Source organism: Erwinia sp. AnSW2-5, from assembly GCF_045107195.1.
GTDB lineage: Bacteria > Pseudomonadota > Gammaproteobacteria > Enterobacterales > Enterobacteriaceae > Erwinia.
Genome location: NZ_JBJGXA010000024.1, coordinates 24875 through 48856 on the forward strand (window position 1 = coordinate 24875; position 23982 = coordinate 48856).

The 23982-nt window shown below is 56.5% G+C and carries 21 protein-coding genes; 11 read left to right on the plus strand and 10 right to left on the minus strand.

Features of this window, described 5'->3' with window-relative positions; all coding sequences use genetic code 11:
* Nucleotides 1-102 precede the first annotated feature (102 nt).
* Nucleotides 103-1488, plus strand: coding sequence for an NAD-dependent succinate-semialdehyde dehydrogenase (locus tag ACFL9S_RS16190; RefSeq protein WP_405262918.1), 1386 nt, complete (start codon nucleotides 103-105; stop codon nucleotides 1486-1488).
* Here the strand turns inward: ACFL9S_RS16190 and ACFL9S_RS16195 are convergent.
* Nucleotides 1464-3272: an EAL domain-containing protein gene (locus ACFL9S_RS16195; protein ID WP_405262919.1), complete on the minus strand. Its 1809-nt coding sequence runs from the start codon at nucleotides 3270-3272 to the stop codon at nucleotides 1464-1466. The genes ACFL9S_RS16190 and ACFL9S_RS16195 overlap by 25 nt on opposite strands.
* A gap of 182 nt (nucleotides 3273-3454) precedes the next feature.
* Between ACFL9S_RS16195 and ACFL9S_RS16200 the strand changes: the two genes are divergently transcribed.
* The gene (locus ACFL9S_RS16200) at nucleotides 3455-4150 is read left to right on the plus strand and encodes a DJ-1/PfpI family protein (RefSeq protein ID WP_405262920.1); all 696 of its coding nucleotides are present in this window, start codon (nucleotides 3455-3457) and stop codon (nucleotides 4148-4150) included.
* A gap of 1 nt (nucleotide 4151) precedes the next feature.
* Here ACFL9S_RS16200 and ACFL9S_RS16205 read toward each other — a convergent pair whose 3' ends face one another.
* Nucleotides 4152-4397 (minus strand): type II toxin-antitoxin system Phd/YefM family antitoxin, encoded by a 246-nt coding sequence (locus ACFL9S_RS16205; protein ID WP_405262921.1) that lies wholly within the window; start codon nucleotides 4395-4397, stop codon nucleotides 4152-4154.
* Nucleotides 4398-4956: 559 nt separating this feature from the next.
* On the opposite strand from ACFL9S_RS16205, the gene ACFL9S_RS16210 reads away from it, so the two are divergent.
* The 3 genes from ACFL9S_RS16210 (at nucleotide 4957) to ACFL9S_RS16220 (ending at nucleotide 6865) form a co-directional block, all read left to right on the plus strand.
* Complete coding sequence (locus ACFL9S_RS16210) at nucleotides 4957-5343, plus strand: hypothetical protein (protein ID WP_405262922.1); 387 nt, start codon at nucleotides 4957-4959, stop codon at nucleotides 5341-5343.
* A gap of 1 nt (nucleotide 5344) precedes the next feature.
* Nucleotides 5345-5893 carry a PAAR domain-containing protein gene (locus tag ACFL9S_RS16215; RefSeq protein WP_405262970.1) on the plus strand — a complete coding sequence of 183 codons (549 nt, stop codon included), beginning with the start codon at nucleotides 5345-5347 and terminating at the stop codon, nucleotides 5891-5893.
* Nucleotides 5894-6058: 165 nt separating this feature from the next.
* Nucleotides 6059-6865: a DUF6402 family protein gene (locus tag ACFL9S_RS16220; RefSeq protein ID WP_405262923.1), complete on the plus strand. Its 807-nt coding sequence runs from the start codon at nucleotides 6059-6061 to the stop codon at nucleotides 6863-6865.
* A gap of 12 nt (nucleotides 6866-6877) precedes the next feature.
* On the opposite strand, the gene ACFL9S_RS16225 is transcribed toward ACFL9S_RS16220, so the two are convergent.
* From ACFL9S_RS16225 to ACFL9S_RS16235, 3 genes are all read right to left on the minus strand, one after another.
* Nucleotides 6878-7270 (minus strand): hypothetical protein, encoded by a 393-nt coding sequence (locus ACFL9S_RS16225; RefSeq protein ID WP_405262924.1) that lies wholly within the window; start codon nucleotides 7268-7270, stop codon nucleotides 6878-6880.
* A 283-nt stretch (nucleotides 7271-7553) separates the two neighbouring features.
* The gene (locus tag ACFL9S_RS16230) at nucleotides 7554-8453 is read right to left on the minus strand and encodes a nucleotidyl transferase AbiEii/AbiGii toxin family protein (RefSeq protein WP_405262925.1); all 900 of its coding nucleotides are present in this window, start codon (nucleotides 8451-8453) and stop codon (nucleotides 7554-7556) included.
* A complete protein-coding gene (locus ACFL9S_RS16235) occupies nucleotides 8450-9220 on the minus strand; it encodes a type IV toxin-antitoxin system AbiEi family antitoxin (protein WP_405262926.1) in 771 nt (256 codons plus the stop codon). Before ACFL9S_RS16235 ends, ACFL9S_RS16230 begins: the two co-directional genes overlap by 4 nt.
* A 194-nt stretch (nucleotides 9221-9414) precedes the next feature.
* On the opposite strand from ACFL9S_RS16235, the gene ACFL9S_RS16240 reads away from it, so the two are divergent.
* The 6 genes from ACFL9S_RS16240 to ACFL9S_RS16265 all read left to right on the plus strand — a co-directional run bounded on the left by ACFL9S_RS16240 (nucleotide 9415) and on the right by ACFL9S_RS16265 (nucleotide 14187).
* Nucleotides 9415-9732: a helix-turn-helix domain-containing protein gene (locus tag ACFL9S_RS16240; RefSeq protein WP_405262971.1), complete on the plus strand. Its 318-nt coding sequence runs from the start codon at nucleotides 9415-9417 to the stop codon at nucleotides 9730-9732.
* Nucleotides 9722-10987 carry a type II toxin-antitoxin system HipA family toxin gene (locus ACFL9S_RS16245; RefSeq protein WP_405262927.1) on the plus strand — a complete coding sequence of 422 codons (1266 nt, stop codon included), beginning with the start codon at nucleotides 9722-9724 and terminating at the stop codon, nucleotides 10985-10987. Before ACFL9S_RS16240 ends, ACFL9S_RS16245 begins: the two co-directional genes overlap by 11 nt.
* Nucleotides 10988-11097: 110 nt before the next feature.
* Nucleotides 11098-11661: a peroxiredoxin gene (locus ACFL9S_RS16250; protein ID WP_405262928.1), complete on the plus strand. Its 564-nt coding sequence runs from the start codon at nucleotides 11098-11100 to the stop codon at nucleotides 11659-11661.
* A 25-nt stretch (nucleotides 11662-11686) separates the two neighbouring features.
* Nucleotides 11687-12928, plus strand: a complete 1242-nt coding sequence (locus tag ACFL9S_RS16255; protein WP_405262929.1) for a protein-disulfide reductase DsbD family protein — start codon at nucleotides 11687-11689, stop codon at nucleotides 12926-12928.
* Between the two features lie 64 nt (nucleotides 12929-12992).
* Complete coding sequence (locus ACFL9S_RS16260) at nucleotides 12993-13559, plus strand: sigma-70 family RNA polymerase sigma factor (protein WP_405262930.1); 567 nt, start codon at nucleotides 12993-12995, stop codon at nucleotides 13557-13559.
* Nucleotides 13546-14187, plus strand: coding sequence for a DUF1109 domain-containing protein (locus tag ACFL9S_RS16265; protein ID WP_405262972.1), 642 nt, complete (start codon nucleotides 13546-13548; stop codon nucleotides 14185-14187). The genes ACFL9S_RS16260 and ACFL9S_RS16265 overlap by 14 nt, the downstream gene beginning before the upstream one ends.
* Here ACFL9S_RS16265 and ACFL9S_RS16270 read toward each other — a convergent pair.
* From ACFL9S_RS16270 to ACFL9S_RS16290, 5 genes are read right to left on the minus strand one after another with little or no spacing between them, the layout of a single operon-like run.
* On the minus strand, nucleotides 14129-16804 hold the full coding sequence (locus ACFL9S_RS16270; RefSeq protein WP_405262931.1) for a molybdopterin-dependent oxidoreductase: 2676 nt from the start codon (nucleotides 16802-16804) through the stop codon (nucleotides 14129-14131). The genes ACFL9S_RS16265 and ACFL9S_RS16270 overlap by 59 nt on opposite strands.
* Nucleotides 16801-20877 carry a nitrite reductase large subunit NirB gene (gene nirB, locus ACFL9S_RS16275; protein WP_405262932.1) on the minus strand — a complete coding sequence of 1359 codons (4077 nt, stop codon included), beginning with the start codon at nucleotides 20875-20877 and terminating at the stop codon, nucleotides 16801-16803. The genes ACFL9S_RS16270 and nirB overlap by 4 nt, the downstream gene beginning before the upstream one ends.
* 10 nt (nucleotides 20878-20887) lie before the next feature.
* Complete coding sequence (locus ACFL9S_RS16280) at nucleotides 20888-21673, minus strand: ABC transporter ATP-binding protein (RefSeq protein WP_405262933.1); 786 nt, start codon at nucleotides 21671-21673, stop codon at nucleotides 20888-20890.
* The gene (gene ntrB / locus ACFL9S_RS16285) at nucleotides 21673-22569 is read right to left on the minus strand and encodes a nitrate ABC transporter permease (RefSeq protein WP_405262934.1); all 897 of its coding nucleotides are present in this window, start codon (nucleotides 22567-22569) and stop codon (nucleotides 21673-21675) included. The genes ACFL9S_RS16280 and ntrB overlap by 1 nt, the downstream gene beginning before the upstream one ends.
* Nucleotides 22566-23828 carry a CmpA/NrtA family ABC transporter substrate-binding protein gene (locus ACFL9S_RS16290; RefSeq protein ID WP_405262935.1) on the minus strand — a complete coding sequence of 421 codons (1263 nt, stop codon included), beginning with the start codon at nucleotides 23826-23828 and terminating at the stop codon, nucleotides 22566-22568. The genes ntrB and ACFL9S_RS16290 overlap by 4 nt, the downstream gene beginning before the upstream one ends.
* Between the last annotated feature and the right edge of the window lie 154 nt (nucleotides 23829-23982).

Consider the following 23982-nt stretch of genomic DNA (forward strand, 5'->3'; position numbering starts at 1 on the left):
TCATTTTAAAAGAATCTATCGCAAGCCTATGATGACGGTATATCGCGTCGTATGGGTGAATTCGCGGCGCCACATTCTCTGTTTTCTGATAAGGCGGTCATCATGACAAATGTCTCTTCTGCAGTAGCCATTTCACGTAATCCGGCCACGGGTGAAATCATTGCCCGTTATCCTTTCGCCAGCAGCGCAGAGGTCAGCGGGGCGCTGGCGTCGACCTGGTCGGCATTTCAGCAGTGGCGCCACAGTGCAATGAGCGATCGCGTGGCGCTGTTGCAGAATATCGCGGGCGGGCTGCGCCAGCAGGCCCAGGCACTGGCCGATATGATGACCGGTGAAATGGGTAAACCTGTCGATCAGGGGCTGGCTGAAGTGGAAAAAAGTGCCAGGCTGTGCGAATGGTACGCTGAGCATGGCCCGGCGTTCCTCAAGCGTGAACCGACGCTGGTGGAGGGCAACAAAGCCTTCGTTGATTATCTGCCACTTGGCCCGGTGCTGTCCGTGATGCCGTGGAATTTTCCGGTGTGGCAGGTGTTGCGCGGTGCTGTGCCAATCATGCTGGCGGGCAACAGCTATCTGCTGAAACCGGCACCGAACGTGATGGGTTGTGCGCTGTTATTGCAGGATATTCTGGAAAATGCCGGTGTGCCGCAGGACCTGTTTGCGGTGGTGAATGCCGACAATGACGGTGTGGCGCAGGCGATCGCGGATAAGCGTATTGCCGCCGTGACGGTAACGGGCAGCGTGCGCGCCGGTGCCGCCATCGCTGCGCTTTCCGGGGCCGCGATTAAGAAATGCGTGCTCGAACTGGGCGGCTCCGATGCCTTTATTGTACTGGCCGATGCGGACATTGATGCGGCAGTGAAGGGCGCTATCGCCGGGCGCTTTATGAACAGCGGGCAGATCTGTATTGCAGCAAAACGCATTATTGTGGAAGCGGCGGTGTTTGAGCAGTTTAGTGAGAAATTCGTCAGCGCCGTCAAAGCGATGAAAATTGGCGATCCGCGTGAGTCCGGGACCTGGATTGGTCCGATGGCACGCTTCGATCTGCGTGACGAACTGGATGCGCAGGTGCAGGCAACGCTGAAAGAGGGCGCTACGCTGCTGCTGGGTGGTCACGCGCTGCCAGGCGAAGGGAACTGGTATGCGCCCACGGTACTCAGTGAGGTCAAACCTGGCATGACCAGCTTTACCCAGGAACTGTTCGGCCCGGTGGCCTCGCTGATTGTGGCGGACGATGCCGCGCACGCCGTTGCGATGGCTAATGATTCGGAGTTCGGCCTGGGTGGCAGCCTGTGGAGCCGCGATCTGGCCAAAGCGCAGCAGCTGGCGTCACAGATTGAAACCGGGGGGATGTTTATTAACTCCCCGAGCTTCTCCGATCCGCGCGTGCCGATTGGTGGCGTGAAGAAAAGCGGCTTTGGCCGTGAGCTGTCACACTTCGGCCTGCGCGAGTTCACCAACACTCAGACGGTCTGGATCGAGTCCTGATTGCCTGTGGCCGCCGGGTAGTGGCTGCTGAGCCAGTGCTCAAGACCTTCCGGTGCCAGAGGGCGTGAGTAATAAAAACCCTGGATCTCATCACAGCCTAAACGCTGCAATGAGGCCAGGGTTTGCTGATCTTCCACGCCTTCGGCCAGCACCACATAATGCAGCTCTTTCAGCATGGTGATGACATGACGGGCGATAACTTCGCTCGCCGGGTCGTGAGAAAGCTGCTGGATCAGCGACCGATCCAGCTTAATCACATCCACCGGAATACGGCACAGCGTATTGATATTGCTGTAACCGGAACCAAAGTCATCCAGCGCAATACGAAAACCCCGTAGCTTGAGTTTATCTAACCCACGCCGCGCATCAGGATTCCCCAGCACCTGCTCAGTCTCAAGACATTCAATGCACAGATCGTCGGGATTGAGCCCGGCATTGAGTATTTTCTCTTCCAGTTTATCGGCAAAGTCTTCACGTGAAAAATCACTGACGCACAGATTCACCGAAGCCGGCAGATTCAGCCCGGTACTGCGCCACTGACGCAGCTGCGCAAGGGTATGGTCGATCACCCAATCCGTCAGTTCTTCCATCAGACTGGTTTGGGCCACCAGCGGGATAAATTCATCCGGCGGGATATTGCCGAACAGCGGATGGTCCCAGCGCAGGAGGGCTTCCAGCCCGACCGGTTTACCGTGCTGTAGTGAGATTTGCGGCTGATACACCAGATACAGCCCTTTGTTGCTGCGCAGCGCCGCCGCCAGGTCATGTAACAGCCGGAAGTTTTGGCTGTTGCGGCCATCGCTGTCGGCGTTGTAAGCCATGTAGCTCTGCTTCAGCGTGATGGCTTCATGCAGGGCGCTGACCGCACGGCGCAGTACTTCGGAGACCTGTGACTCGGCCGGAACAAAGCTGACTTCACCCAGGTGCGGTCTGGCATCAATCGTAATATTGTCAAATATCTGGGCGCGTATGCCGCCGAGCCGGTGGCTGAGTTCCCGGCCACGGTTATCGTGATCCTTACCACTTAACAGCGCGAAACGCCCGACTGCCACGGTATACAATACATCATCCGCTTCCAGCCGCAGCCGTGTGCGCAGGATGGCGGTCAGCTCCCTGAGCAACGTTTCCACTGCATTCATTCCTACCGATCGCGCAATCTCGTAGGCGCGCGGCATATCAATGCAGTCGATTAACGTCAGGTTATGCGGTTCATGATTGCCCGCCTGCTGCAACAGTTCGATATCTTTCAGCAGACGCTGTCGGTTAGGTAACTGTGTCACCACATCCCGATAGCCGGTGATATACCAGGCATCCAGATAGCCCACAACCAGACCGGCTAACAGCTCAAGCAGGGCGGTTTTATCGTCTGAAAAATGATGCGGCGTGACGTCGGTAACGCACAGCGTACCGATCAGAATACCATCGCGATTGCGCAGTGGCGCGCCCGCGTAAAAACGGATAAATGGCTCCCCAATCGTCAATGGATGCTGGCTGAAACGCGCATCGAGGTGCGTGTCAATGCACACCAGAACGTTATCGAGTGCCAGGGTGTGACGGCAGAAAGCATTCTGAAATGAGGTTCTTTTCAAGTCGAAATTGCAGGCGGCCTTGATGTACTGATTTTCATCATCCAGCACGGAGACAAAACTGCCGGGGACACCCAACAGTTCGCTGGCCAGCTGGGCAAACTTTTTCAAAATCTCATCGCGGGTGGCATCCTCGGATTTCAGCATGTCGAGGGCCGCCAGGCGTTTAGCATCATCGCTACAAAAAGTCCCGCTCATATTCAGATTCACTTTCCAGATTTATCGGCCGTGAAGCGGGGCCAGGCTAGGATCGGTATCGGCGGCTTTAAGCCAAACTTTATTGATTGCATGACGAAATCGTTTAATCAATAAAAAAGTGTGAGATAGTCGAAAAATATCAGCGAGATAGCGGTGTATTATTTTATCAGGAGGCGACCATCATGAATGATTTCCCGGATATTTCTATCGGTATGCTGCTGTTCCCCAGATTAACCTCGCTGGATCTGACCGGCCCTTATGAGGTTTTTGCCTGCGCGCCCGGCGCGAAGGTCCACCTTATCTGGAAGACTCTGGACCCTGTGATTTCCGATCGCGGGCTGGGGATGCTACCGACACAGACCTTCGACAGCTGTCCGCCGCTGGATGTGATTTGCATACCTGGCGGACCGGGGCAAATAGACCTGATGGACGATGACAGTACGCTCGCGTTTATCAGGCAGCAAAGCCAGCAGGCCAGGCTGGTGACTTCTGTCTGTACGGGTTCCCTGATCCTCGGTGCAGCGGGTCTGCTTCAGGGATATAAGGCCACATCTCATTGGTCATCCATAGACCAGCTTGCCCTGCTGGGCGCGGAACCTGTCAGTGAGCGGGTGGTTCGGGATGGTAATCGTATCACCGGAGCGGGCGTCACTTCGGGCATCGATTTTGCGTTACATGTCGTGGCTGAAATTTACGGTGTTGAAACCGCTAAAAATATTCAGCTGGGGCTGGAATATGATCCTGAGCCGCCATTTACTACCGGATCTCTGCATTCCGCACCGCAAGAGCAGGTCAGAATGATGAAAGAACGGCTTGCTCCCTTTATTGAAAAGAGACGATGGGCAACGCTGAAAGCAGCGGGCAGGTTGAAAGGGTAACTTATTGATTCAGGTCTGCATCATGCAGAGCCTGATCTCGACGCTCGGTGACCAGCCGGGCCAGTTCCTGATCGTCCAGCGCATCAAGCATGCGCTCACAGAGTTCAGCAGGAATGCAGTAAAATGCAGGCTGGTTTCTGTGCAATATGGCAACCGGATAACCTTTGCCGGAACCCACTGTTCCCATTGGATTCTTCTTCAATTCGCTAATGCGGGCACTGGTGTCACTTAGAATGATGTTTGGCATTTTACGCTCCGGGAATCTGTTAACAGGTTTTATAGTCGGGGCGATTTGACCCGTTAACAAGTCTTTGTCCGTGTATTGCGGTGTCTGGCAGAGGAGGGTTTTATTCGCGAACGGATCAGTTTTTCATGACGAATTTAATGTTAAATTCACTCTTTTATCATTAATATATTCTTTAATAATATTTTAATTTATTTGGTTTTTTATAAAGTTTCAAATAATCCTTTATCTAATAGTCCTGCTCCTCTAGGACATGCATTTATTTTATCTAAATCTCACTAGAAACAGGACTGGTATGTGATCGTAAAATCCTCTTACCTAATAAGGTTGTATTGTAAAGTGAGATCGTTACAGGTCACATTTCAAGAGAGCGAGAGATCTCTTAAGTTGTTAAAAATGTCATTTTGTGATTTTATTCATTCAGATAAATTTTTACTTTAATTGGTTTGATATTCTGATATTTGTCAAATTTACGGAGTGATAAACCTTATTTATTACCCTGTAAGTATTTATAATATCTTTCACAAGGTTGATCATTTCCCAAAAAAATGGAATTTATAAAATGGATGAACATAATATAGCGCAGTTAACCTCTGTCCATTTCTATGCCGTTTCCGGGGCAATCAGCGCCCGTGGAGGGCAGGCTGCTGGCACCACAGATTTTATTGTAGATGGTCATCGTATCGTACAGGAAGGGGACTCCGTATCTTATCCTGACGGTAAAGAGGCGACGGTGTTAAAGGACCGTTCTACAGGCATTGAATTAGGTGACAAATGTTTAACTGCGGCCTGTACAGGGACAATGCTGAGTAATGGCGATGAACTGATCCGCGCGGGGCAAAAGCGCATGGCGCTATTCTTATACTCAAATAACAGAGTTTCCTGCGGTTACATTGATAGCGAAGAGGAATATCAGGCGCTGCTGGAAAAAGGATTGATCCATGAGTGACATGGTTTCTAAACGCTGTATCTGGACCGGGGACACCACAACGCACGGAGGTGTTTTAACAGAGGGACATCCCAGCTGCACTTACAATAATACCAATAAGGCAGTGCTTGTCGGGCACCGGTTCTGGTGTCCAAAGTGCCTGTGCTGGTCTGTTTTCCAGGAAGGGTGCCAGCGGTTTACCGTGTTCGGCTCTTATCGTGTACTGGAGGGCCACAGGGCGTCATGTGGCGCGACGGCGATTCATCAGCTGGGAATTCAGGACTGGTGTGATGACGGACCTTCTATTAGCTCCAGAATTCGTACAGAGTCGATAGCACTGCAAGCACTGGCACTGAGTAACCAGGACTCTGCTGGCGGTTACTCACACGGTTTCTATATTAATAATCCTGCGCCCGACCCTCTGGGTTTTATTGTCTTTAAAAAAGGATGCCTCCTGCATGCCGGCAGTTCACCGGCATCGGGCTTTTACCGGCCTCCGGTAAAGGTGCTCACTTCAGATTCTGAGAAAGTCTTTCTTGCGGTCAGGGCACCGGGGCCATTGTTAAAATAAGGGAATATATGTCACTTGAAAGACTGGGTTCACATGTCCGTTCCGGGGGGGGTGATCAGGACACTTATTTTGTCGTTGATGAACAAAAAACCAGAGATAATGCCGTTCAGTCAACGTCCTCCGCTGAAGTGAAGCAAATGGCTATCACGGAAATCCCGGGGGGCCATGAAAAAAATGGGCTGGAAACGTTCCGCTAAACTGATGCAGAGATGGTTTGCCTCTCCCGCGTGGCAGATACCCGCAGGGTGGAAGAACGGCACTGCATTCCCTGACGGACAATACATACCTGACCAGCATTGTGATGACTCGATTATTAAAATGTCCTGGCTGATGGAATATTCTCACGCCAGGAATGCGGTAGCCGATCTTCTCAGAGAAAGAGCGTTTTCTGAGGCAGGGCTGGCGCAAATTTCCCGTCGTTTACGCAGGCTGGGATGGGATGGCGAAGGGAGCTACAGCTACGGCAGAAAAAACATTATTGGCCAACCGTCTATGAGCGCAAGGGAGCTGGAACAGTCATATCAGAACAACTATATAACCGTTTCAGGTAATGCAACCACACATGTCCTGTTTGATACGATGGATGACGTATACGGGTCATTAGGCACTTATGTATTAAAGGTTGCAGTAACTGGCAATGCCTTTAAAGGACTTGATGGCCGCCGATACGTTACTGCCGAGTATGCGGGAGTGTACGTGAAAGATGTTTATGATTTTACCAATGACGGCAGTTGGGACCAGCCTTTAGGCATGTGGACGCCAGATGGTATTTTAATACGCTCTGGATCTGCTATGGCGTTGGTGGGGGGGATGAACGTCTATAAATCTGGTAAGGCCATCAAAGTTGCATTCGTCAGAAACAGTGACTTTTTGAAGTTCAGAGAATTAACCGGTCAGGGAGGGGATTTTGTCATATTTTCAGATGTGTATTGGATAAGACAGTCAGGTTATTATCCAATACCCTGGAATTGATTATCACTGAACTTATGATAATGAGGGGGAAAAGAAGTTAGATATATAGGTGTAATGCATCGTGGACAGAATGATGAAGCTCAAAAGTGCAGCAAATGTCCCTTTTTTCTTATCGTGAGTAATCCATGTTGCGGTAGCATAAATTAATGCTGCCCCAACGGTGCCAATCAGCGCGGAACCCCCGGTGAAAAGGGAACCTGTTCCTGATAGCGTTCCGTTTTGTGGGTAAAGGAATAATTGAGATATAACGGTTGCTGGTGCTGTGCATAAAAAGAATGCAGTTATATATAAAAAACCATACCTTTTTTTCCTAAAGACAAGTATTGCTGCTTCGCCTGCTACGATTGAGGCAGCACATGCCAGGAAATATATAGTTAGAGTCGGGGTTATCGAGTATTCATCCATGTCAGTAGTCCTTTACCATGAAATATTTATTTGTAATTTATGGTCGGGGTAATAAGGCTGTATGAAAATAGTTACCTGTCCCTCAAAAGTTGATTTTATCAGTAAATATTGTGTTGTCACTGAATCGGTGACGTAACCTGGTATGCAATTTAACATAATTAACGTTATGCGAAGTTAAGTGATTGATTTTATGGTTAAAAATTTATCCAAGCATCCATCAAACTGATGTGTATCTGTAACATTGTTACCGGAGAAAAGCGATTTTTCCCCATCTGTCTATCTATTACATACTGAACACGGCTTCCAGCTTATCGATCTGTGCCTGCCACTCGACCGGGTTGTTTTTCCGGAAATTGCCAAGATTGAAGAGCTTCCATTTAACGGAAGGGAAATCCTGGAAGTTGTGGAGTGACCAGTCAGGCTCAAGGCGATTAAAGCTCAGAAGAAAGGCTTTATCCGTGGGCGTCAGGCACTGGCGAATCGTCCTGATAAGCACATCTCTCGTTTGTTCGTAATCTGCATAGCTGAACGCAAGATCACTCATTCCCATGAACTGGTTGTCATAGGCGCTACGCTGATCCAGCAAATGGGGATCCAGCATTTCATACGTTGGGCGCGTACTGCTGACCAATCCATAAATCAGCCCGCGTTTTATTTCATCCGTGAAACCTTCTTCTTCAAGCATCAGCTTTACGTCAAATAAATCTCGCGGGTGCTGGCGGTCCAGCGCTGCACATAACTTACCGCCGTAAAGCTGGGATTTCGATACCACCGGAATAGAGCAGAAAGCATCAAACTCTTCCTGCGCCAGTTCACACAGTGGCATTTTCACCGGTTCGGCGATCAGTCCCCTGCCAACCATATTGACCTCAAGTTTGATGAGCACACCATTTTCCGTCGCCTGCAGCTTGCATACATCTGTCCGGTGCTGGACCTGAATGCTACCCCTAAGCGCTTGAATGTTGTGCTGAACGCGCTGCAATGCCTGATTGATGCCGATTATGCTTTCAGCACGTTCAGCAATCGGTATATAAGTGAGATCGATATCTACGGATAATCTTGGCATTTCGCGGTAGAAAAGATTGATGGCAGTGCCGCCATGCATGGCAAAGCACGGTTCTTTTGCAACTTCGGGAAGCACATCCAGTAGCAGCTGGACCTGTTTTTTGTATTTATCCTTCATGATGCTGACTCCAGTTCCTTTGGAATGGTTATCTGATATCTGGCGTTAAAACTTCCGCCTGAAACGATGACTCTCTTACCACTTCCAAGATCGATTCTTTCAATTTTAAGAAAATTAAACCAGTCGTGGCCTGCCTTTTCTGCCATATACAGGAAGAGCCGCTTCACTTTTATCGATGTGCAGTTTTCGAGCAGCTTCTGTACGGTGACGGGGCGCAGATTATTTAACCCCTCCATCAGTTCGTAGACTTCCAGCAGCGGTTGGTGATCGGGAGCAAGATAGAGGCACTCCATGAGGGCACGCGCCGGGCTGGACACTTTCACGTTGAACGACTTATGGTCTAGTTCAACGAGGCCGAGGTCTGGCGGGAGAAAACCTGATGATTTGTAATCAATTTTCATGCCCCAGTGATAACTGTCATACCATCTGGGCAGCTTCTCCCTCTGGGAACCAAACAACAGCGCGCGCTGTTCGTTTAAGCCCAGATAATGTGCCCTGCCCTGGAGGGAAAGTGCCGTTTTGGCTCCGGGATGGATTGTCATTCCCAGCTGTGACTGTAGTGCATAGATGCCGCCCAGATAGTCAACCTGGTCACCCTCGCGTATCAGAGCGCCTGTTCCTATTGACCGGAACCACTGGCTTTTACGGTATTGTTTCTGCAACTCCGCGCTGTAACCCTGCTCACTCAGCCACGCAGATGTGAGCACCACTCCGGCAGGAATGGTACTCAATAGAAGGTTTAATTTTGATGGTTTATCGGTATTCATAATACCGTTATAGACATTTTTTTAAACTAATACAAACCGGGGATTTAAAACAGCTTTTGCCATACCACAAGTATCACCCCAAACAATACTCCCTTAAGTCACACAATAATGGAGTTATGTGGCTTTCCTCTTCTGCCTGATAACTCTATAATAATGGGTGTTAACCTCACTTTATGGATTTAAAACCCGTTATGATGGATTTAACTCTCAGTAAGCCCGATGAAATCGTTAAGCTGCTGTGCGAGCGACTGCGTAAAGAGCGTCTTCTGCAACAGATGACCCAGGCCGACGTGGCCGCCAGGGCGGGGATCGGTGTGAACACCGTGTCCAACCTGGAGTCCGGGCGCAATGTGGGGTTTGAAAACCTGGTGAGAGTGGCGATGGTGCTCGGCCGTGGCAAAGAGCTGGAGGCGCTGTTTGCCCCCCGGATCGACAGCCTGGACGATCTGCGGCGTTTTGAGCAAACCACCACCCGTCAGCGGGTAAAAAAGAGCGCGCATCATGGTGAATAAAGTTGATGTCTGGTACGAAGGATGGGGCGACCGCTGGCTCTGGGGATCGCTGGTATCCTCTACGGCGCTCACCGGGCGGCCGGTGATCCTGTTTGAGTACAGCGAAGAGGCGATTCGTCGTGGGCTGGAGCTTGCCTCCTTCACGCTGCCGCTCAAAGGTCCCCGCTTACGCAGAGACTTCCCGGTTCATCAGTTGGGTCTTCCCGGCCCCGTTTATGACGCGCTCCCTGATGGCTGGGGCATGCTGTTGATGGATCGACTGTTCCGCCAGCGCGGGCTGAATGCGGCACGGATTGGGCCGTTAGAGCGCCTGACCTGGATCGGCAATAATGCAATGGGAGCGATGTCATTTGAACCGTCCCAGGCTGAAGCCGCAGGCCAGGGGGAAGAGATTGCCCTGGCGCAGCTCTCCGCAGAGGTTCAGGAGGTGCTGGAGGGCGAAGGCGGTGAGTTTTTGCAAAGGCTGTTGCAGATGGGCGGTTCCCCGCAGGGCGCGAGGCCGAAAGCGTTGCTGTATCGCGATCCGAACAGCGGTCACTTCAGCACCGCCAGCGCTCCGGGCCTGGAGGCCTGGCTCATCAAGTTCCCAGCCCGACAGGAGCACCCGGAAGTCTGTGCCATTGAAGCGGTCTATGCGCAGTGTCTGCGCGAGTGCGATATCAGTACGCCAGACACCGCGTATTTTGCCCTTCCCAACGGACAGGCCGCCTTTGCCTCGCGGCGATTTGACCGGCAAAACGGCTTGCGTGTGCCGATGCAGAGTCTTGCGGCTTACACCGGGGCCAGTTACCAGGTGGCGGGCGCGCTGGACTACACTAATTTTCTGCGTGCCACCCAGCTGTGTACGAATGACATCAGGCAGAAAGTGCTGGCGTTTGAACGGGTGGTGTTCAACGTGGTGTTCAACAATCGCGACGATCATCCGAAGAATTTTGCGTATTGCATGTCGGCCAGTGGCGAGTGGCAACTGGCCCCGGCGTATGATGTGACCTGGTGCGAAGGGCCAGGCGGCTATCATCAAATGGATGTGATGGGGGAGGCGCTGGATATTGGTCGCGAACATTTGCTCGCACTGGGTGAACAGGAAGCGGAGCTGACCGCGTCGCAGGTGGATGCCATGCTGGAGAAGCATTGCACCGTGGCATCCGGTTTTGCCAGACTGGCGGAGGTGCTGTTCCCTGGGAAAATCACTGCTGAGACGCTGCGCACCCTTCAGGGGCGTATCAATGACAATATTGCACGCATGCAGAAATAGCGGTCCTGCAAAAATATTTTCGCCCGACCGCAACCTTTGCCTGCGGTTAGGCGAAACTCTGGTTAAGGTTATCAGGCGCTGTCGCCTGTCCCCAAACTGGAGAGATCATCATGCGTATGAAAAACACCCTGAGCACCCTGGCTGTTGCCGCCGTTCTTGGCCTGGCGCTGCCTGTTACATCCGCCTTTGCCGCCCTGCCGGTTGGTGAAAAAGCCCCTGACTTCGAGCTTAAGGCCGCGCTGGCCGGGAAACCGACCACCTTCTCACTCCAGCAGGCACTGAAAAAAGGCCCGGTAGTGTTGTACTTCTTCCCCGCCGCCTTTAGTGCCGGTTGTACGCTGGAAGCCCACGACTTCGCTGAAGCCACCGACGAATTTAACCAGCAGGGCGCGACGGTGATTGGCGTGACCGCCGGGAATGTGGATCAGATTGCCAAATTCTCCCAGCTGGAGTGCCGCGACAAATTTACCGTTGCTGCCGATCCGGGCGCTAAAGTCGCCGGAGAGTATCAGAGCACCATGCAGATGAAAGGCCAGACGTTGTCTGACCGCACCTCCTATGTGATCGCGCCGGACGGCAAGATCCTGCTGAGCTATACCGATAAAAACCCGGATGCACATATCCAGAAAGCGATGGATGCTGTGAAAAAATACCGTCAGGCCAACCCGGCATAACCTCACTCACTGAAGCAGGTAAATTATGCTGACTGCCATCGCAGCCGCCTTTCTGGGCGGCATGATCCTGAATCTGATGCCGTGTGTGTTTCCGGTGATTTCACTGAAAGCGCTGAGCCTGATCCGTCATCACGACAAACCCGCTCAGGCCCGCGCGGAAGGGCTGGCGTTCCTTGGCGGGGTGGTGGTCACCATGCTGCTGCTGGCGGGCGCATTACTGCTGGCCCGCGCAGGGGGATCGGCCGTTGGCTGGGGTTTTCAGCTTCAGTCACCGCTGGTGATTGCCCTGCTGATTCTGGTAATGCTGGCGTCGGCACTGAATCTGTTTGGGCTGTTTGAAGTCGGACTTTCGGTGCAGCGCGTGGGAGAAGTGGGCAGCGGACGCGGCGGATTAACCGGCTCCGCGCTCACCGGGGCGCTGGCGATTATCGTGGCCACGCCTTGCAGCGCCCCGTTTATGGCCAGTGCCGTTGGCTACGCGCTGACGCAGCCGCCGCTGGTCAGTCTGGCCATCTTTACCGCGCTGGCGCTTGGGTTTGCCGCGCCGTTTACTCTGGTCTCTTTCTTCCCGCTTTTGGCGCGTATATTGCCTGCGCCGGGTGCCTGGATGGTTACGCTGAAACATGCGCTGGCGTTCCCGATGTTAGGGGCTGTCGCCTGGCTGATCTGGGTGCTGGAGCGGCAGGCTGGCTCGGCGGCGCTGGCCCTGATCCTCGCCTGCTGCATCGTACTGAGTTTTGCCGCCTGGCTGTATGGCATCGCGCAGAAACGCCGTATGATGGGGCGGCGTCACTGGCCGCAACACCTTGCCACGGCGCTGTTTGTGCTGCTGATGGTGCCACCGCTGGCCAGTCTGACCTCCTTCTCTTCACCGACGGACGCGGCCGCTGAGGGTGCGGATGCTGCCGCTGCGGTGGCCTGGTCACCGCAGAACGTTGATGCCATCAAAGGCCAGGGCAAACCGATTCTGGTGAATTTTACCGCCTCGTGGTGCATCACCTGCCAGGTGAACGATCGCACGTCGCTCTCAACGCAGGCGGTTAAAGCGGCGATGGCGCGAACCAACACCATTTATATGGTCGCGGATTCGACAAAGTACAATCCTGATGTGGAACAGGCGCTGAGTGATTTTGGTCGTGGTGGTCTGCCGCTCTATGTGGTCTACCCTGCCGATGGCGGAAAGCCCGTGGTGCTGCCGCAGGTACTGACGCCGCGTATCGTGATCAACGCCCTTGACCATGCAACCGAAACCGGGAAAAAAACGTGATGCAATGTGCGTGTGAATGCCCGCGCAATGTCTTGTGAGACTCCGCTGAATATCAGGGACGTGAATGGCTGAAACGGATACCCGCGCGCAGGCGTGGCCGCACCTGATGGCCTGTGCGCAGGCGGGAGACAAGAGCGCCTATAACCAGCTGCTGAAAGCGATGGTGCCTGCCATCCGGGCTTTTGCTCGCCAAAAAATCCGCGATGAAGCGCTGGTGGAAGATGTGGTGCAGGAGTCGTTGCTGGCGATCCATCGCGTGCGCCAGACCTACGATCCGCAGCGGCCGATCCTGCCCTGGGTGGCGGCGATTACCTCGGCGCGGGCCATTGATGCGTTGCGCCAGCGCGGCCGTCGACCGGAAGTTCAGGATGACGATGCCCTGCTTAACCAGGCCGCTGAAAGCGACGGCGCTGAACACAGAGAACGGGCCGTTCAGGAGGAATTAGCCGGATATCTGTGCAGCCTGCCTGCACGCCAGCGCGAGATGGTGGAGAGCGTGCATCTGCGCGAGCAGAGCCTGGCGCAAACCGCCGCCGCCAGCCATCTCTCTGTGTCGGCCGTGAAATCACTGTTGCATCGCGCGATGCTCAACCTGCGTAAATATGGACGGGGGAATGATGAAAAATCATGACCAACTGATCGACCAACTCAGCCAGTCGGCCCGGCCGGTGAAACGCACCTGGCCCGTGGGCTGGCGTGTGGTGGCCTGGGTTGTCAGCGTGCTGCCCTGCGGCATGCTAAGCAGCTGGGCATGGCACAGCCGCTTTACCGACTGGTCCCAACAGGGCGCCGGATTGGCGATGATTACCCTGCTGCTGGCGTTTGGCATTGGGGCCGGTGCAATGGCCGGCGCGTTTACCTTGAGTATTGCGGGCCGCAAGCCCCTCGGGCTGAGGTGGGCTGCGCTGCTGGCGGTGGTGTGGCTGGCGATCAACCTGCTGAATACCGCCTCTGTTGCCCCGCCAGCAGGCGTCGGGCGCTTTGGCGAAGGCATGCACTGCTATTTGTTTATGCTCTCGGCCAGCCTGCCGATGATGGCGATCTCGATTGCCTGCCTGCACCGCACCCGCTCGCTTTATCCGGGGCAAAGCCTGGCGCTGGCAGGGGCAGGCATTGCGTTTATGTCATCGATGCTGCTGTCGCTGTGCCACGACGTTCACCTGCACAACCTCGATTTTGCGATGCACCTGGCGGCAGGCGTCACGATTGTGATGTTGACGGTATTGACCGGGCGGCGCTGGATAGCGCTGAGCCGCTAGGTATCGCGTTTACCGTTCGCGCAATCAGCCGGGCCAGCTCAGGAAGGCATGAACCACAGTTGGTGCCACATTTCAGCGCGCTACCCAGTGCGGCTGGGGTACAGCATCCTCCGGCAATGGCGCTCAGGATCTGATTTTCGCCGATGCCAAAGCAGCTGCATACCGTTTTTCCGCGTGCATCCCCTGTCAGCTGTCTTCCTGCCAGTAACGCAAAGCGCCCGGCAGCATCCGTGGGAGGCTGGCTGAATGCGGCAACCACTGCGGCGGTATCGATCGCCGGTCTCTCTGTGGCACTCCAGAACCCCAGCGCCAGCCTGCCTTGTTGCCAGCCGAGCAGGTGAAAGTAATCGCCCTCAGCCTGAGCGGTTTGCAGTAGCAGCTCATGTAAGAAACCCTGCTGATGCAGCCAGCTCTGTGCATCACCCTGCCCGGCCAGCAGCCAGCGCGTAACCCCGTTTTCCGCAATGCGTGACCACCAGATCCCGGCGTCAGGCTGCCAGTCAAAGGGCAGGCAGAGCACGGCCTGCCAGTCACTTTGCCAGCGGCGCACGCGCACTGCCGTCTGCTTACTTTCCGGTTGCCCCGAATGCGGGCAGACATTGCCTGCGATCAGCGCATCCACGTTACCGTGGCTGGAGAACTGCCGGTTCCAGTGCATCGGCACAAAGATGGAGCCTGGCTGCTGATCTTCGCTGAGGCACGCACGGCACACCATCCAGCCATTTTCTGACTGAACGCGTACCAGGTCACCTTCACGCAGATGATACCGGGCCGCATCCTGCGGATGCAGTTCACAGAAGGGTTCGCTAACGTGCTGCATCAGCCGCGGTACGTTGCCGGTGCGCGTCATGGTGTGCCACTGATCGCGGATGCGGCCGGTATTCAGCAGCAGCGGCCAGCGCTCATTTTGCTGCGCCACGGGCAGTGTGGGAACCACCGGGAGCAGGCGGGCTTTGCCATCCGGGTGGAAGAAACGGCGGTCGCTGAACAGGCGTGTACAGCCTCCGGGATGGGCTGCATTGACCGGCCACTGCACCGGTTTCAGCGTATCCCACTGCGCGTTAGTGAGTTCCGCCAGTGCGCTGATATCAAAAGCCCGGGTCCCCGGGTTTTCAAAGCCGGAGAGTGCCGCGTGTTCACGGAAGATTTCTGCCGGATGCTGCCAGTTGAACGCCTCAGCAAACCCCATACGCTGTGCGACCTGGGCTATGATCCACCAGTCCGGGCGTGACTCGCCAGCCGGTGCAACAAAACCGCGCTGACGTGAAATACGGCGTTCCGAGTTGGTTACCGTTCCGTTCTTTTCCCCCCATCCCTGGGCGGGTAACAGAATGTCGGCCAGGGCGGTGGTGTCCGTTTGTGCGCAGACGTCGGACACGATCACCAGCGGGCAGCGTTTCAGCGCCTGCGTGACCGTCAGACCATCCGGCAGCGAGACCGCCGGGTTGGTGCCCATAATCCACACGGCTTTGACGTCCCCACGGCCGATGGCGCGGAACAGGTCGACCGCCATCAGACCGGGTTTATCGGCGACTCCGGGGCTGTGCCAGAAGCGGGCCACCCGGTCCACCTCCTGGGCGCTGAACCCCATATGTGCCGCCAGCTGGTTGGCCAGCCCGCCCACTTCGCGGCCACCCATGGCGTTTGGCTGCCCGGTCAGTGAAAACGGGCCGCTGCCTGCCCGGCCGATTTTGCCGCTGGCGAGGTGGGCGTTAATAATGGCGTTACATTTGTCACTGCCGCTGGCCGACTGGTTGATGCCCATGCAGTAGAGCGTCAGTGCGTTGCTGGCGTGCAGGAACAGCTGGAAGAAGGCTTCCACCTCTGCCTGCGGTAGCTGGCAGAAGTCCGCCACCGCGGCGCTGCTCCATGCGGATACGGACGCGGATGTCTCATCCAGTCCGTTCACCACCGCCCGCATCTCGTTATCGATCCCGTTATGCTGCACCAGCCAGTGCAGCAAACCGTTGAACAGCGCGGCATCGCTGCCCGGCTTCAGCGCGAGGTGCAGATCGGCAATGTCGCAGGTGGCGGTGCGGCGCGGGTCGATCACCACCACACGCAGGCGGGGATTCTCTTTCCTGGCCTGCACCAGGCGCTGGAACGCCACCGGGTGCGCCCAGGCGGTGTTGGAACCCGCCAGGATCACCAGGTCGGTATGGTTCAGGTCGTCATAGCAGCAGGGCACGGCATCTGCCCCCAGCGCCCGTTTGTAGCCAACTACCGCCGAAGCCATGCAGAGCCGGGAGTTGGTATCAATATTGGCCACGCCGAGAAAGCCTTTCATCAGCTTGTTGGCCACATAGTAATCTTCGGTCAGAAGCTGCCCAGAGGCGTAAAAGGCCACCGCCTGCGGGCCGTGATCTCGGATCACCGTCTGTAGCCGGGTTGCCACCGTATCCAGTGCGCGCTCCCAGCTCACCTGTTCACCGTTAACCTGCGGATGCAGCAGGCGGCCCTGATGGCCGAGCGTTTCGCCCAGTGCGGCACCCTTGACGCAGAGGCGGCCCAGATTAGCCGGGTGCTGTTTGTCGCCGCTGACCTGCACCCCGCCACTGTTATCGCGGGTAATGGTCACCCCACAGCCGACACCACAGTAGGGACAGGTGGTGTTCATGAGGCCACCGCCTGCGCCTGCACCGTCTCCTCACTGGCTACCCACACCCGGCCCTGTTCGATTTTCACCGGCCAGCAACGCACCGCCAGCCCGCTCCCGTCCAGTGCCTGACCGTCACGCAGGCGGAAGCGCTGTTTATACAGCGGAGAAATGACCATCGGTTCGCCACCGGCATCGCCCAGCATGCCGCGAGACAACACGCTGGCGCGCGTGCCGGGTTCATTATCATCCAGCACGAAGACCCGATCGTTCAGGCGGAACAGAGCAATACGCTGTGTTCCGATGCGCGCGCCAATCCCGGCCTGTGGCGGGATCTCATCCAGTTGACAGATATCGGTCCAGGGATGAGCGGTAGCATCCTGCACTATCGTCACAGGTGCATCGGACGGCCGTATCTGCCCGCGTTCCTGCTGCCACTGTACTGTTTCATCGGGCAGGCTGCTGTTGAGCGTTGAGCGGAACAGGGCCAGACGATCCGGGCTTTCCAGCGTGGTGCGCCATTCGCACTGGTAGCTGTCTACCACGCGCGCCATCTCCTGCTCCAGCTCCTCAGCGATGCCCAGCGAGTCCTCAATGATGACCTGGCGCAGGTAATCCAGCCCGCCTTCAAGATTGTCCATCCAGACGCTGGTTCTCTGCAGTCGATCGCCGGTGCGGATGTAAAACATCAGCAGGCGGTCGACGTAGCGGATCAGCGTGGCGTCATCAAGATCGCTGGCAAACTGGTCGGCGTGGCGCGGTTTCATGCCGCCGTTACCGCAGACATAGAGATTCCAGCCCTTCTCGGTGGCGATCACGCCGATATCTTTGCTCTGTGCCTCCGCGCACTCACGGGTACAGCCGGAAACCGCCATTTTGATTTTGTGCGGCGCACGCAGCCCCTTGTAGCGATTTTCCAGCGCAATAGCGAAGCGGGTGGAGTCCTGAACGCCGTAGCGGCACCAGGTGGAACCGACACAGGATTTCACCGTGCGCAGTGATTTTCCGTAGGCGTGCCCGGTTTCAAATCCTGCGGCCAGCAACGTCTCCCAGATGTCCGGTAATTGTTCGAGGCGGGCGCCGAACAGGTCGATGCGCTGCCCGCCGGTAATTTTGCTGTAGAGGTTATAGCGTTCGGCGACTTCACCAATGGCAATCAGGCCGCGTGCGGTAATTTCACCCGCCGGGACCCGTGGCACCACGGAGTAGGTGCCGTCTTTCTGGATATTGGCAAAGTAGCGATCGTTAGTGTCCTGCAACGGCAGGTGCTGAGGTTTAAGCAGGTACTCATTCCATACCGATGCCAGCAGCGATCCCACCAGCGGTTTACATATTTCACAGCCCAGCCCGTGGCCATGCTTCAATAGCAACGCATCGAAACTCTTGATCTCCCCGACGCGGATCAGGTGGTGCAGCTCCTGGCGTGAGTGGGCAAAGTGTTCGCAGATATCCTTTTTCACCTCCACGCCCTGGCTGGCCAGCTGATATTCCATCACCTGTTTCACCAGCGCGGTGCAACCGCCGCAGCCGGTAGCCGCTTTGGTACAGCTTTTTAATGAGGCCATATCGCCACAGCCGCCGGACACTGCCGCACAGATAGCGCCTTTACTGACGTTATGACAGGAGCAGACCTGAGCACTGTCCGGCAGCGCGGCCACGCCGAGCGCTTTGATCGCCCCGCCTTCCCGCTGCGGCAGGATCAGATGTTCCGGGGCGGCAGGCAGCGGCATACTGTTCAGCATCATTTGCAGCAGCGTGCTGTAGTCGCTGCTGTCACCCACCAGGATCCCGCCCAGCAGCTGTTTGCCGTCGGCAGAGACGACAATTTTTTTAAAGATTTCCTGTGGTTCATTGTTCCAGTAGTAGCTTTTGCTGCCAGGCGTGCGGCCGTGGGCATCGCCAAATGATGCCACCTCCACGCCGAGCAGTTTCAGTTTGGTGCTCATGTCTGCGCCGGTAAATGCCGCTTCTTCCCCGGCCAGCACCGCCGCTGCCACGCGTGCCATCTGATAGCCCGGTGCCACCAGCCCAAAAATCTGTCCGTTCCACAGCGCGCACTCGCCAATCGCCAGAATATCGCCATCGGAAGTGATGCAGCCGCTATTGATATCAATACCGCCACGGGGACCAAGGGTCAGCCCGGCCGCGGCGGCCAGCTGGTCGCGCGGGCGTATACCGGCAGAAAACAGCACTAAATCCGTGTCGATCTGGCTGCCGTCAGCGAACTGAAGCTGTAAGCGACCATCCGGCTGGCGGACGATCTCCTGGGTGGATTTACCGGTCAGCACCTGTACCCCCAGCGCATCGATTTTGTGCCGCAGCATGGCCGCACCGCCATCATCCAGCTGTACGGCCATCAGGCGTGGGGCAAACTCCACCACGGCCGTTTCAAGACCGAGCTGGGTTAACGCGTTGGCCGCTTCCAGGCCCAGCAGGCCACCGCCAATCACCACGCCGTGTCGCGCGTTCTGCGCTTTTGCGGCGATACCATCAAGGTCATCCAGCGTGCGGTAGACAAAGCAGCTGTCGCTGTCACCACCGGGAATAGGCGGCACAAAAGGCCAGGAGCCGGTGGCCAGAACCAGTTTGTCCCATGCCATCTCGTGACCGCTGGCATCACGCACACAGCGGCGCTGGCGGTCAATCTCCGTGACCGCGCAGTGGGTACGCAGTTCGATGCCATGCTCGTCAAAAAAGTTTTCACTGACCATCGACAGCTCGGCGTGACCCTTACCGGCAAAATATTCCGACAGATGTACACGGTCGTAGGCCATATGGCGCTCTTCACCGTACACCACAATATGGAACTGCTGATGCAGCTGCCGGGCAACCAGCTGCTCAAGGAAATGGTGGCCCACCATGCCGTGGCCAATAACAACAAGGGTCGGTTTGCTCATCTGATTTTGTCCTGCAGCCTGTGGCTGCGTTGCGTGTTCCGGGTTAAGCAGCAGGTGCGTACTTTGTGGTGTCGCTTTCTGCAGGCGGGCTAGCAGGGTGGCGCTGTCGCCGGTTTCCCCGTAAAGCAGGATACCCACCAGCTGTTGCTGTCGAAAAAACAGGCGCCGGTAGTGACCGGCAATCGGATCAAAGGCGCTGGCGCTGTGCCGGTCCTGTCGCGAGGAGATATCCCCGGCGCTGAACACCTCAATGCCGCTGACTTTCAGGCGGGTGCCGTTGTCTTCACTGACATAGTCCGCGACGGGCATGCCCGCCAGCCGCTGTGCCAGCACCTGGGCCTGGGCGAAACAGGGGGCCACCAGACCAAACGTCTCGCCCTCCATTTCACAACACTCGCCCAGCGCACTGATGCCTGCCAGGGCGGTGCGGCACTGACGATCCACCACCACACCGCGCTGGCAGGGGATCCCGGCTTCACGTGCCAGCGCGGTATCTGGTGCCACGCCGATAGCGATAAGCACGCAGGTAGCGGGAAGCCGGGTGCCGTCACGCAGCGTGACTGTCGTCCGGTCGATACGGCTTAGCGCCGTGTTGAGGCGGCAGTCGATACCGCGCTGCACCAGCGTGGCGGCCAGCAGCCCACCGGCTTCAGGATCAAGCTGCCGATCCATCAGCCAGCTGTTGCGATGGATCAGCGTGACCGCACGGCCGCGCAGGCGCAGGGCTGCGGCAGCTTCAATACCCAGCAGCCCCCCGCCCAGCACCACCACGGGACCAGTGCTGTTCAGCATCTGTTCGACATCTGCCAGGGTGCGGAACCCCTGAACATGCGGCCGCCGGATACCGGGGATCTCAGGGAGAACCGGCAGCGAGCCGGTGGCCAGCACCAGCTGATCCCACTTCAGGGTCCGCTGTCCGGTGGTCAGCGTTTGTCGGTGCGTGTCCAGCGATGTGACGGCTTCTCCGCTGTGCAGGGTGATGTTGTGCTGGCGGTACCAGTCGGGCGTATGCAGCAGCGTTTCCGCGAAGGCTTTTTCACCGCCCAGTACCGGGGAAAGCATGATGCGGTTGTAGTTGCCCAGCGGTTCACGGCCAATCACCGTGATGCGGTAACGGTCAGGCGCCAGCTGGCACAGGGTTTCCACCATGCGCATGCCTGCCATCCCGTTGCCGATCACCACCAGATGTTCCGCCATGATGTTCCCCTTATGCCGCTGACTGTTTTTCGTAGAGGAAATGCAGCACGCGCTGACGCAGCTGGTGATACTGAGGATCATCCGCCAGCGCCACCCGCGAACGGGGACGGGGCAATGTCACATCCATGATCTCACCAATTTTTGCCGCCGGGCCGTTCGTCATCATCATTACGCGGTCCGAGAGCAGCACCGCTTCGTCGACGTCATGGGTGATCAGTACGATAGTGGTGTTCAGTTTTTGCTGAATACTCATCACGGCGTCCTGCAGGCGGGCGCGGGTCAGCGCATCCAGCGCACCAAAGGGTTCATCCATCAGCAGCACTTTGGGCTTCATGGCCAGCGCGCGGGCAATACCGACGCGCTGTTTCATGCCACCAGAAAGTTCGCCCGGCCGTTTATCGCGGGCATGCCCCATCTGCACCAGTCCAAGATTTTCGAGGATCCATTCGTGACGCTCTGCCCGGCTCATGCTGCCTTTGAAGACCTGATTTACCGCCAGCGCCACGTTGTCGTAAGCGGTCAGCCACGGCAGCAGGGAGTGGTTCTGAAACACCACCGCCCTCTCCGGTCCCGGCCCGGCGATCTCGCGGTTATCACACAGCAGGCCGCCTTCGCTGGGCAGCGTCAGTCCGGCGATCAGATTCAGCAGCGTCGATTTCCCGCAGCCGGAGTGCCCGATCAGGCTCAGCGTTTCCCCTTTGCGGATGCTGAAGCTGACGTTATCCAGCGCGAGAAAATCGCCCTGGGCGGTGTTAAAGCGCTGGCTGACCTGCTGTACTTCAATAATGTTCGACATTATTTGTTCTCCTGCTGGCTGTCCTGCCAGGAAAAGCGGCGTGCGAGCAGCATCAGCGCCTGTTCCAGCAGCAGGCCGACCACACCGATAATCGCAATGGCGATAAGAATGTTTTCCACGTTGAGGTTGTTCCACTCGTTCCAGATCCAGAATCCGATGCCCAGGCCCCCGGTGAGCATTTCGGCGGCGACGATCACCAGCCAGGCAATGCCAATCGAAAGACGGACGCCGGTCAGTACCGCGGGCAGCACCGCCGGGAACAGGATTTTGCGCATAATGGTGAATTCAGAGAGGTTGAGTACCCGCGCAACGTTGAGGTAGTCCCGGGGGATCCTCTGCACGCCTTCTGCCGTATTGATCACCATTGGCCAGATGGAACAGATGAAAATGGTCCAGCTGGAAGCCGGTTCCGCACGCTGGAACAGCAGCAGACCAATGGGCAGCCAGGCCAGCGGGCTGACGGGGCGCAGCAGGGCAATAATCGGGCTGAACATGCGGCCTAAAAACAGAAAACGCCCCAGCAGAAAGCCCGCCGGGATGCCGACCAGTGCCGCCAGGCCAAAACCGATAGCGACACGTTGCAGTGAAGCCAGCACGTTCCAGCCAATACCCTGATCGTTTGGCCCGGCGTTGTAGAAGGGATCGGCGAACAGTGTGACCGCCGCCTGCCAGGTGGAGACCGGTCCGGGAAAACCGGTGCTGTAGAGTGCAGCAATCTGCCACACGCCGAGCAGCAGGATCATCCCGCATACGCCAGGAATGATGCGCTGTAACAGCGGGCGCAGCGTGAATCGTCGCCGCGCTTTAGGTGTCGGGTTGTTATTCAGCGGGATGATTTGTGCATTCAGCGTGGCCGGTTCGTTTACCAGCGGAATGACGGTTGCCTGATTTTTCATGACTGACCTCCGGCCTTAAGGGCGAAACTGGCGGCATACGCTGCCGGGTTGCTGCCGTCCCAGACTTTGCCGTCGATCAGGGTGCTGCTGCGCATCCCGTTCTCCGGCAGTGAAATGTTGCCCACGGCGCTGGCGGCCTGTGCATAGATATCAGTGCGGTTAACCTGTTTTGCCACGGCCAGATAATCGGGTTCCTGTTTCAGCAGACCCCAGCGTTTTTGCTGCGTGAGGAACCACATGCCGTCAGACAGCCAGGGGTAGCTGACCTGGCCATCGTTGAAGAAGCGCATCGGGTGCGCATCCTGCCAGCGTTTTCCCAGTCCGTTGTCGTAATGGCCCAGCATGCGGCCCTCGATGGTTTCAGGTTTGGTGTTGAGGTAGGCCCGGCTGGCGATCACCTGCGCGGTTTCCCGGCGGTTGTCGTCGGAGGCATCGATCCAGCGTGCGGCCTCCAGCACGGCGGCGGTCAGTGCCCGCGCGCTGTTCGGGTTCTCTTTCACCCATGCGGCACGGGTGCCGAGGATTTTTTCCGGGTGATCGGGCCAGATGTTCTGGGTGGTTTCGGCGGTAAAACCGATGTTGTCGCTGATGGCACGCTGGTTCCACGGCTCGCCTACACAGTAGCCGCTCATGTTGCCAATTTTCATGTTCATCACCATCTGTGGCGGCGGCACCACGACGGTACGGACATCGGCAAAAGGATCGATGCCAGCATTGGCCAGCCAGTAATAAAGCCACATGGCATGAGTGCTGGTGGGAAAGGTGTGAGCAAAGGTGTAACTGCCTGCGGGTTGCGCCGCGACGGCCTTTTTCAACCCCTCCGCTGTCGTGACACCGGCCTCTTTCAACTGATTTGACAGAGTGATCGCCTGGCCGTTTTGATTCAGCGTCATCAGGTTCGCCATATCATGCTGTGGCCCGGCGACACCCAGTTGCAGGCCGTAGATCATGCCGTACAGCACATGGGCTGCATCCAGCTCCCCTGAGGTGAGTTTGTCGCGCACGGCGGCCCAGCTCGCTTCTTTGGTCGGTGTCAGGGTGATGCCATATTTTTTATCGAAGCCCTTTACCGCCGCCATGACCACTGGCGCACAGTCCGTCAAGGGAATGAATCCCACCCGAATGTTGGTTTTTTCCGGGGCATCCGAGCCGGCAGCCCAGACGCTGTTCATCAGCCCGGGAACAAGGTAGCTGCCACCCAAAAGGGCGCTACCCGTAAGAAATCGACGTCTGGACAGCGGAAAACTCGGTTTGCTCATCGTCTGGCTTCCTGAAAAAAAAGCATAAAAAAAGGCGTCCTACCGACATGCCTGAGCATGCGGTTGGACGCCTTTATCCAAAGCATTCTTACACCGCCATTGGTGCAAAAATACGTGATTATGTTTTTTTAATGATGCAAGCGATGTGCCAGGT

What these genes read in the sequence shown, in the direction of transcription:
- ACFL9S_RS16280 (WP_405262933.1), bottom strand. Translation starts at nt 21,673, where the DNA reads ATGTCGAACATTATTGAAGTACAGCAGGTCAGCCAGCGCTTTAACACC.
- ACFL9S_RS16200 (WP_405262920.1), top strand. Translation starts at nt 3,455, where the DNA reads ATGAATGATTTCCCGGATATTTCTATCGGTATGCTGCTGTTCCCCAGA.
- ACFL9S_RS16260 (WP_405262930.1), top strand. Translation starts at nt 12,993, where the DNA reads ATGGCTGAAACGGATACCCGCGCGCAGGCGTGGCCGCACCTGATGGCC.
- ACFL9S_RS16230 (WP_405262925.1), bottom strand. Translation starts at nt 8,453, where the DNA reads ATGAAGGATAAATACAAAAAACAGGTCCAGCTGCTACTGGATGTGCTT.
- ACFL9S_RS16205 (WP_405262921.1), bottom strand. Translation starts at nt 4,397, where the DNA reads ATGCCAAACATCATTCTAAGTGACACCAGTGCCCGCATTAGCGAATTG.
- ACFL9S_RS16235 (WP_405262926.1), bottom strand. Translation starts at nt 9,220, where the DNA reads ATGAATACCGATAAACCATCAAAATTAAACCTTCTATTGAGTACCATT.
- ACFL9S_RS16250 (WP_405262928.1), top strand. Translation starts at nt 11,098, where the DNA reads ATGCGTATGAAAAACACCCTGAGCACCCTGGCTGTTGCCGCCGTTCTT.
- ACFL9S_RS16215 (WP_405262970.1), top strand. Translation starts at nt 5,345, where the DNA reads ATGGTTTCTAAACGCTGTATCTGGACCGGGGACACCACAACGCACGGA.
- ACFL9S_RS16210 (WP_405262922.1), top strand. Translation starts at nt 4,957, where the DNA reads ATGGATGAACATAATATAGCGCAGTTAACCTCTGTCCATTTCTATGCC.
- ntrB (WP_405262934.1), bottom strand. Translation starts at nt 22,569, where the DNA reads ATGAAAAATCAGGCAACCGTCATTCCGCTGGTAAACGAACCGGCCACG.
- ACFL9S_RS16255 (WP_405262929.1), top strand. Translation starts at nt 11,687, where the DNA reads ATGCTGACTGCCATCGCAGCCGCCTTTCTGGGCGGCATGATCCTGAAT.
- ACFL9S_RS16290 (WP_405262935.1), bottom strand. Translation starts at nt 23,828, where the DNA reads ATGAGCAAACCGAGTTTTCCGCTGTCCAGACGTCGATTTCTTACGGGT.
- ACFL9S_RS16195 (WP_405262919.1), bottom strand. Translation starts at nt 3,272, where the DNA reads ATGAGCGGGACTTTTTGTAGCGATGATGCTAAACGCCTGGCGGCCCTC.
- ACFL9S_RS16245 (WP_405262927.1), top strand. Translation starts at nt 9,722, where the DNA reads ATGGTGAATAAAGTTGATGTCTGGTACGAAGGATGGGGCGACCGCTGG.
- ACFL9S_RS16240 (WP_405262971.1), top strand. Translation starts at nt 9,415, where the DNA reads ATGGATTTAACTCTCAGTAAGCCCGATGAAATCGTTAAGCTGCTGTGC.
- ACFL9S_RS16270 (WP_405262931.1), bottom strand. Translation starts at nt 16,804, where the DNA reads ATGAACACCACCTGTCCCTACTGTGGTGTCGGCTGTGGGGTGACCATT.
- ACFL9S_RS16190 (WP_405262918.1), top strand. Translation starts at nt 103, where the DNA reads ATGACAAATGTCTCTTCTGCAGTAGCCATTTCACGTAATCCGGCCACG.
- nirB (WP_405262932.1), bottom strand. Translation starts at nt 20,877, where the DNA reads ATGGCGGAACATCTGGTGGTGATCGGCAACGGGATGGCAGGCATGCGC.
- ACFL9S_RS16225 (WP_405262924.1), bottom strand. Translation starts at nt 7,270, where the DNA reads ATGGATGAATACTCGATAACCCCGACTCTAACTATATATTTCCTGGCA.
- ACFL9S_RS16220 (WP_405262923.1), top strand. Translation starts at nt 6,059, where the DNA reads ATGAAAAAAATGGGCTGGAAACGTTCCGCTAAACTGATGCAGAGATGG.
- ACFL9S_RS16265 (WP_405262972.1), top strand. Translation starts at nt 13,546, where the DNA reads ATGAAAAATCATGACCAACTGATCGACCAACTCAGCCAGTCGGCCCGG.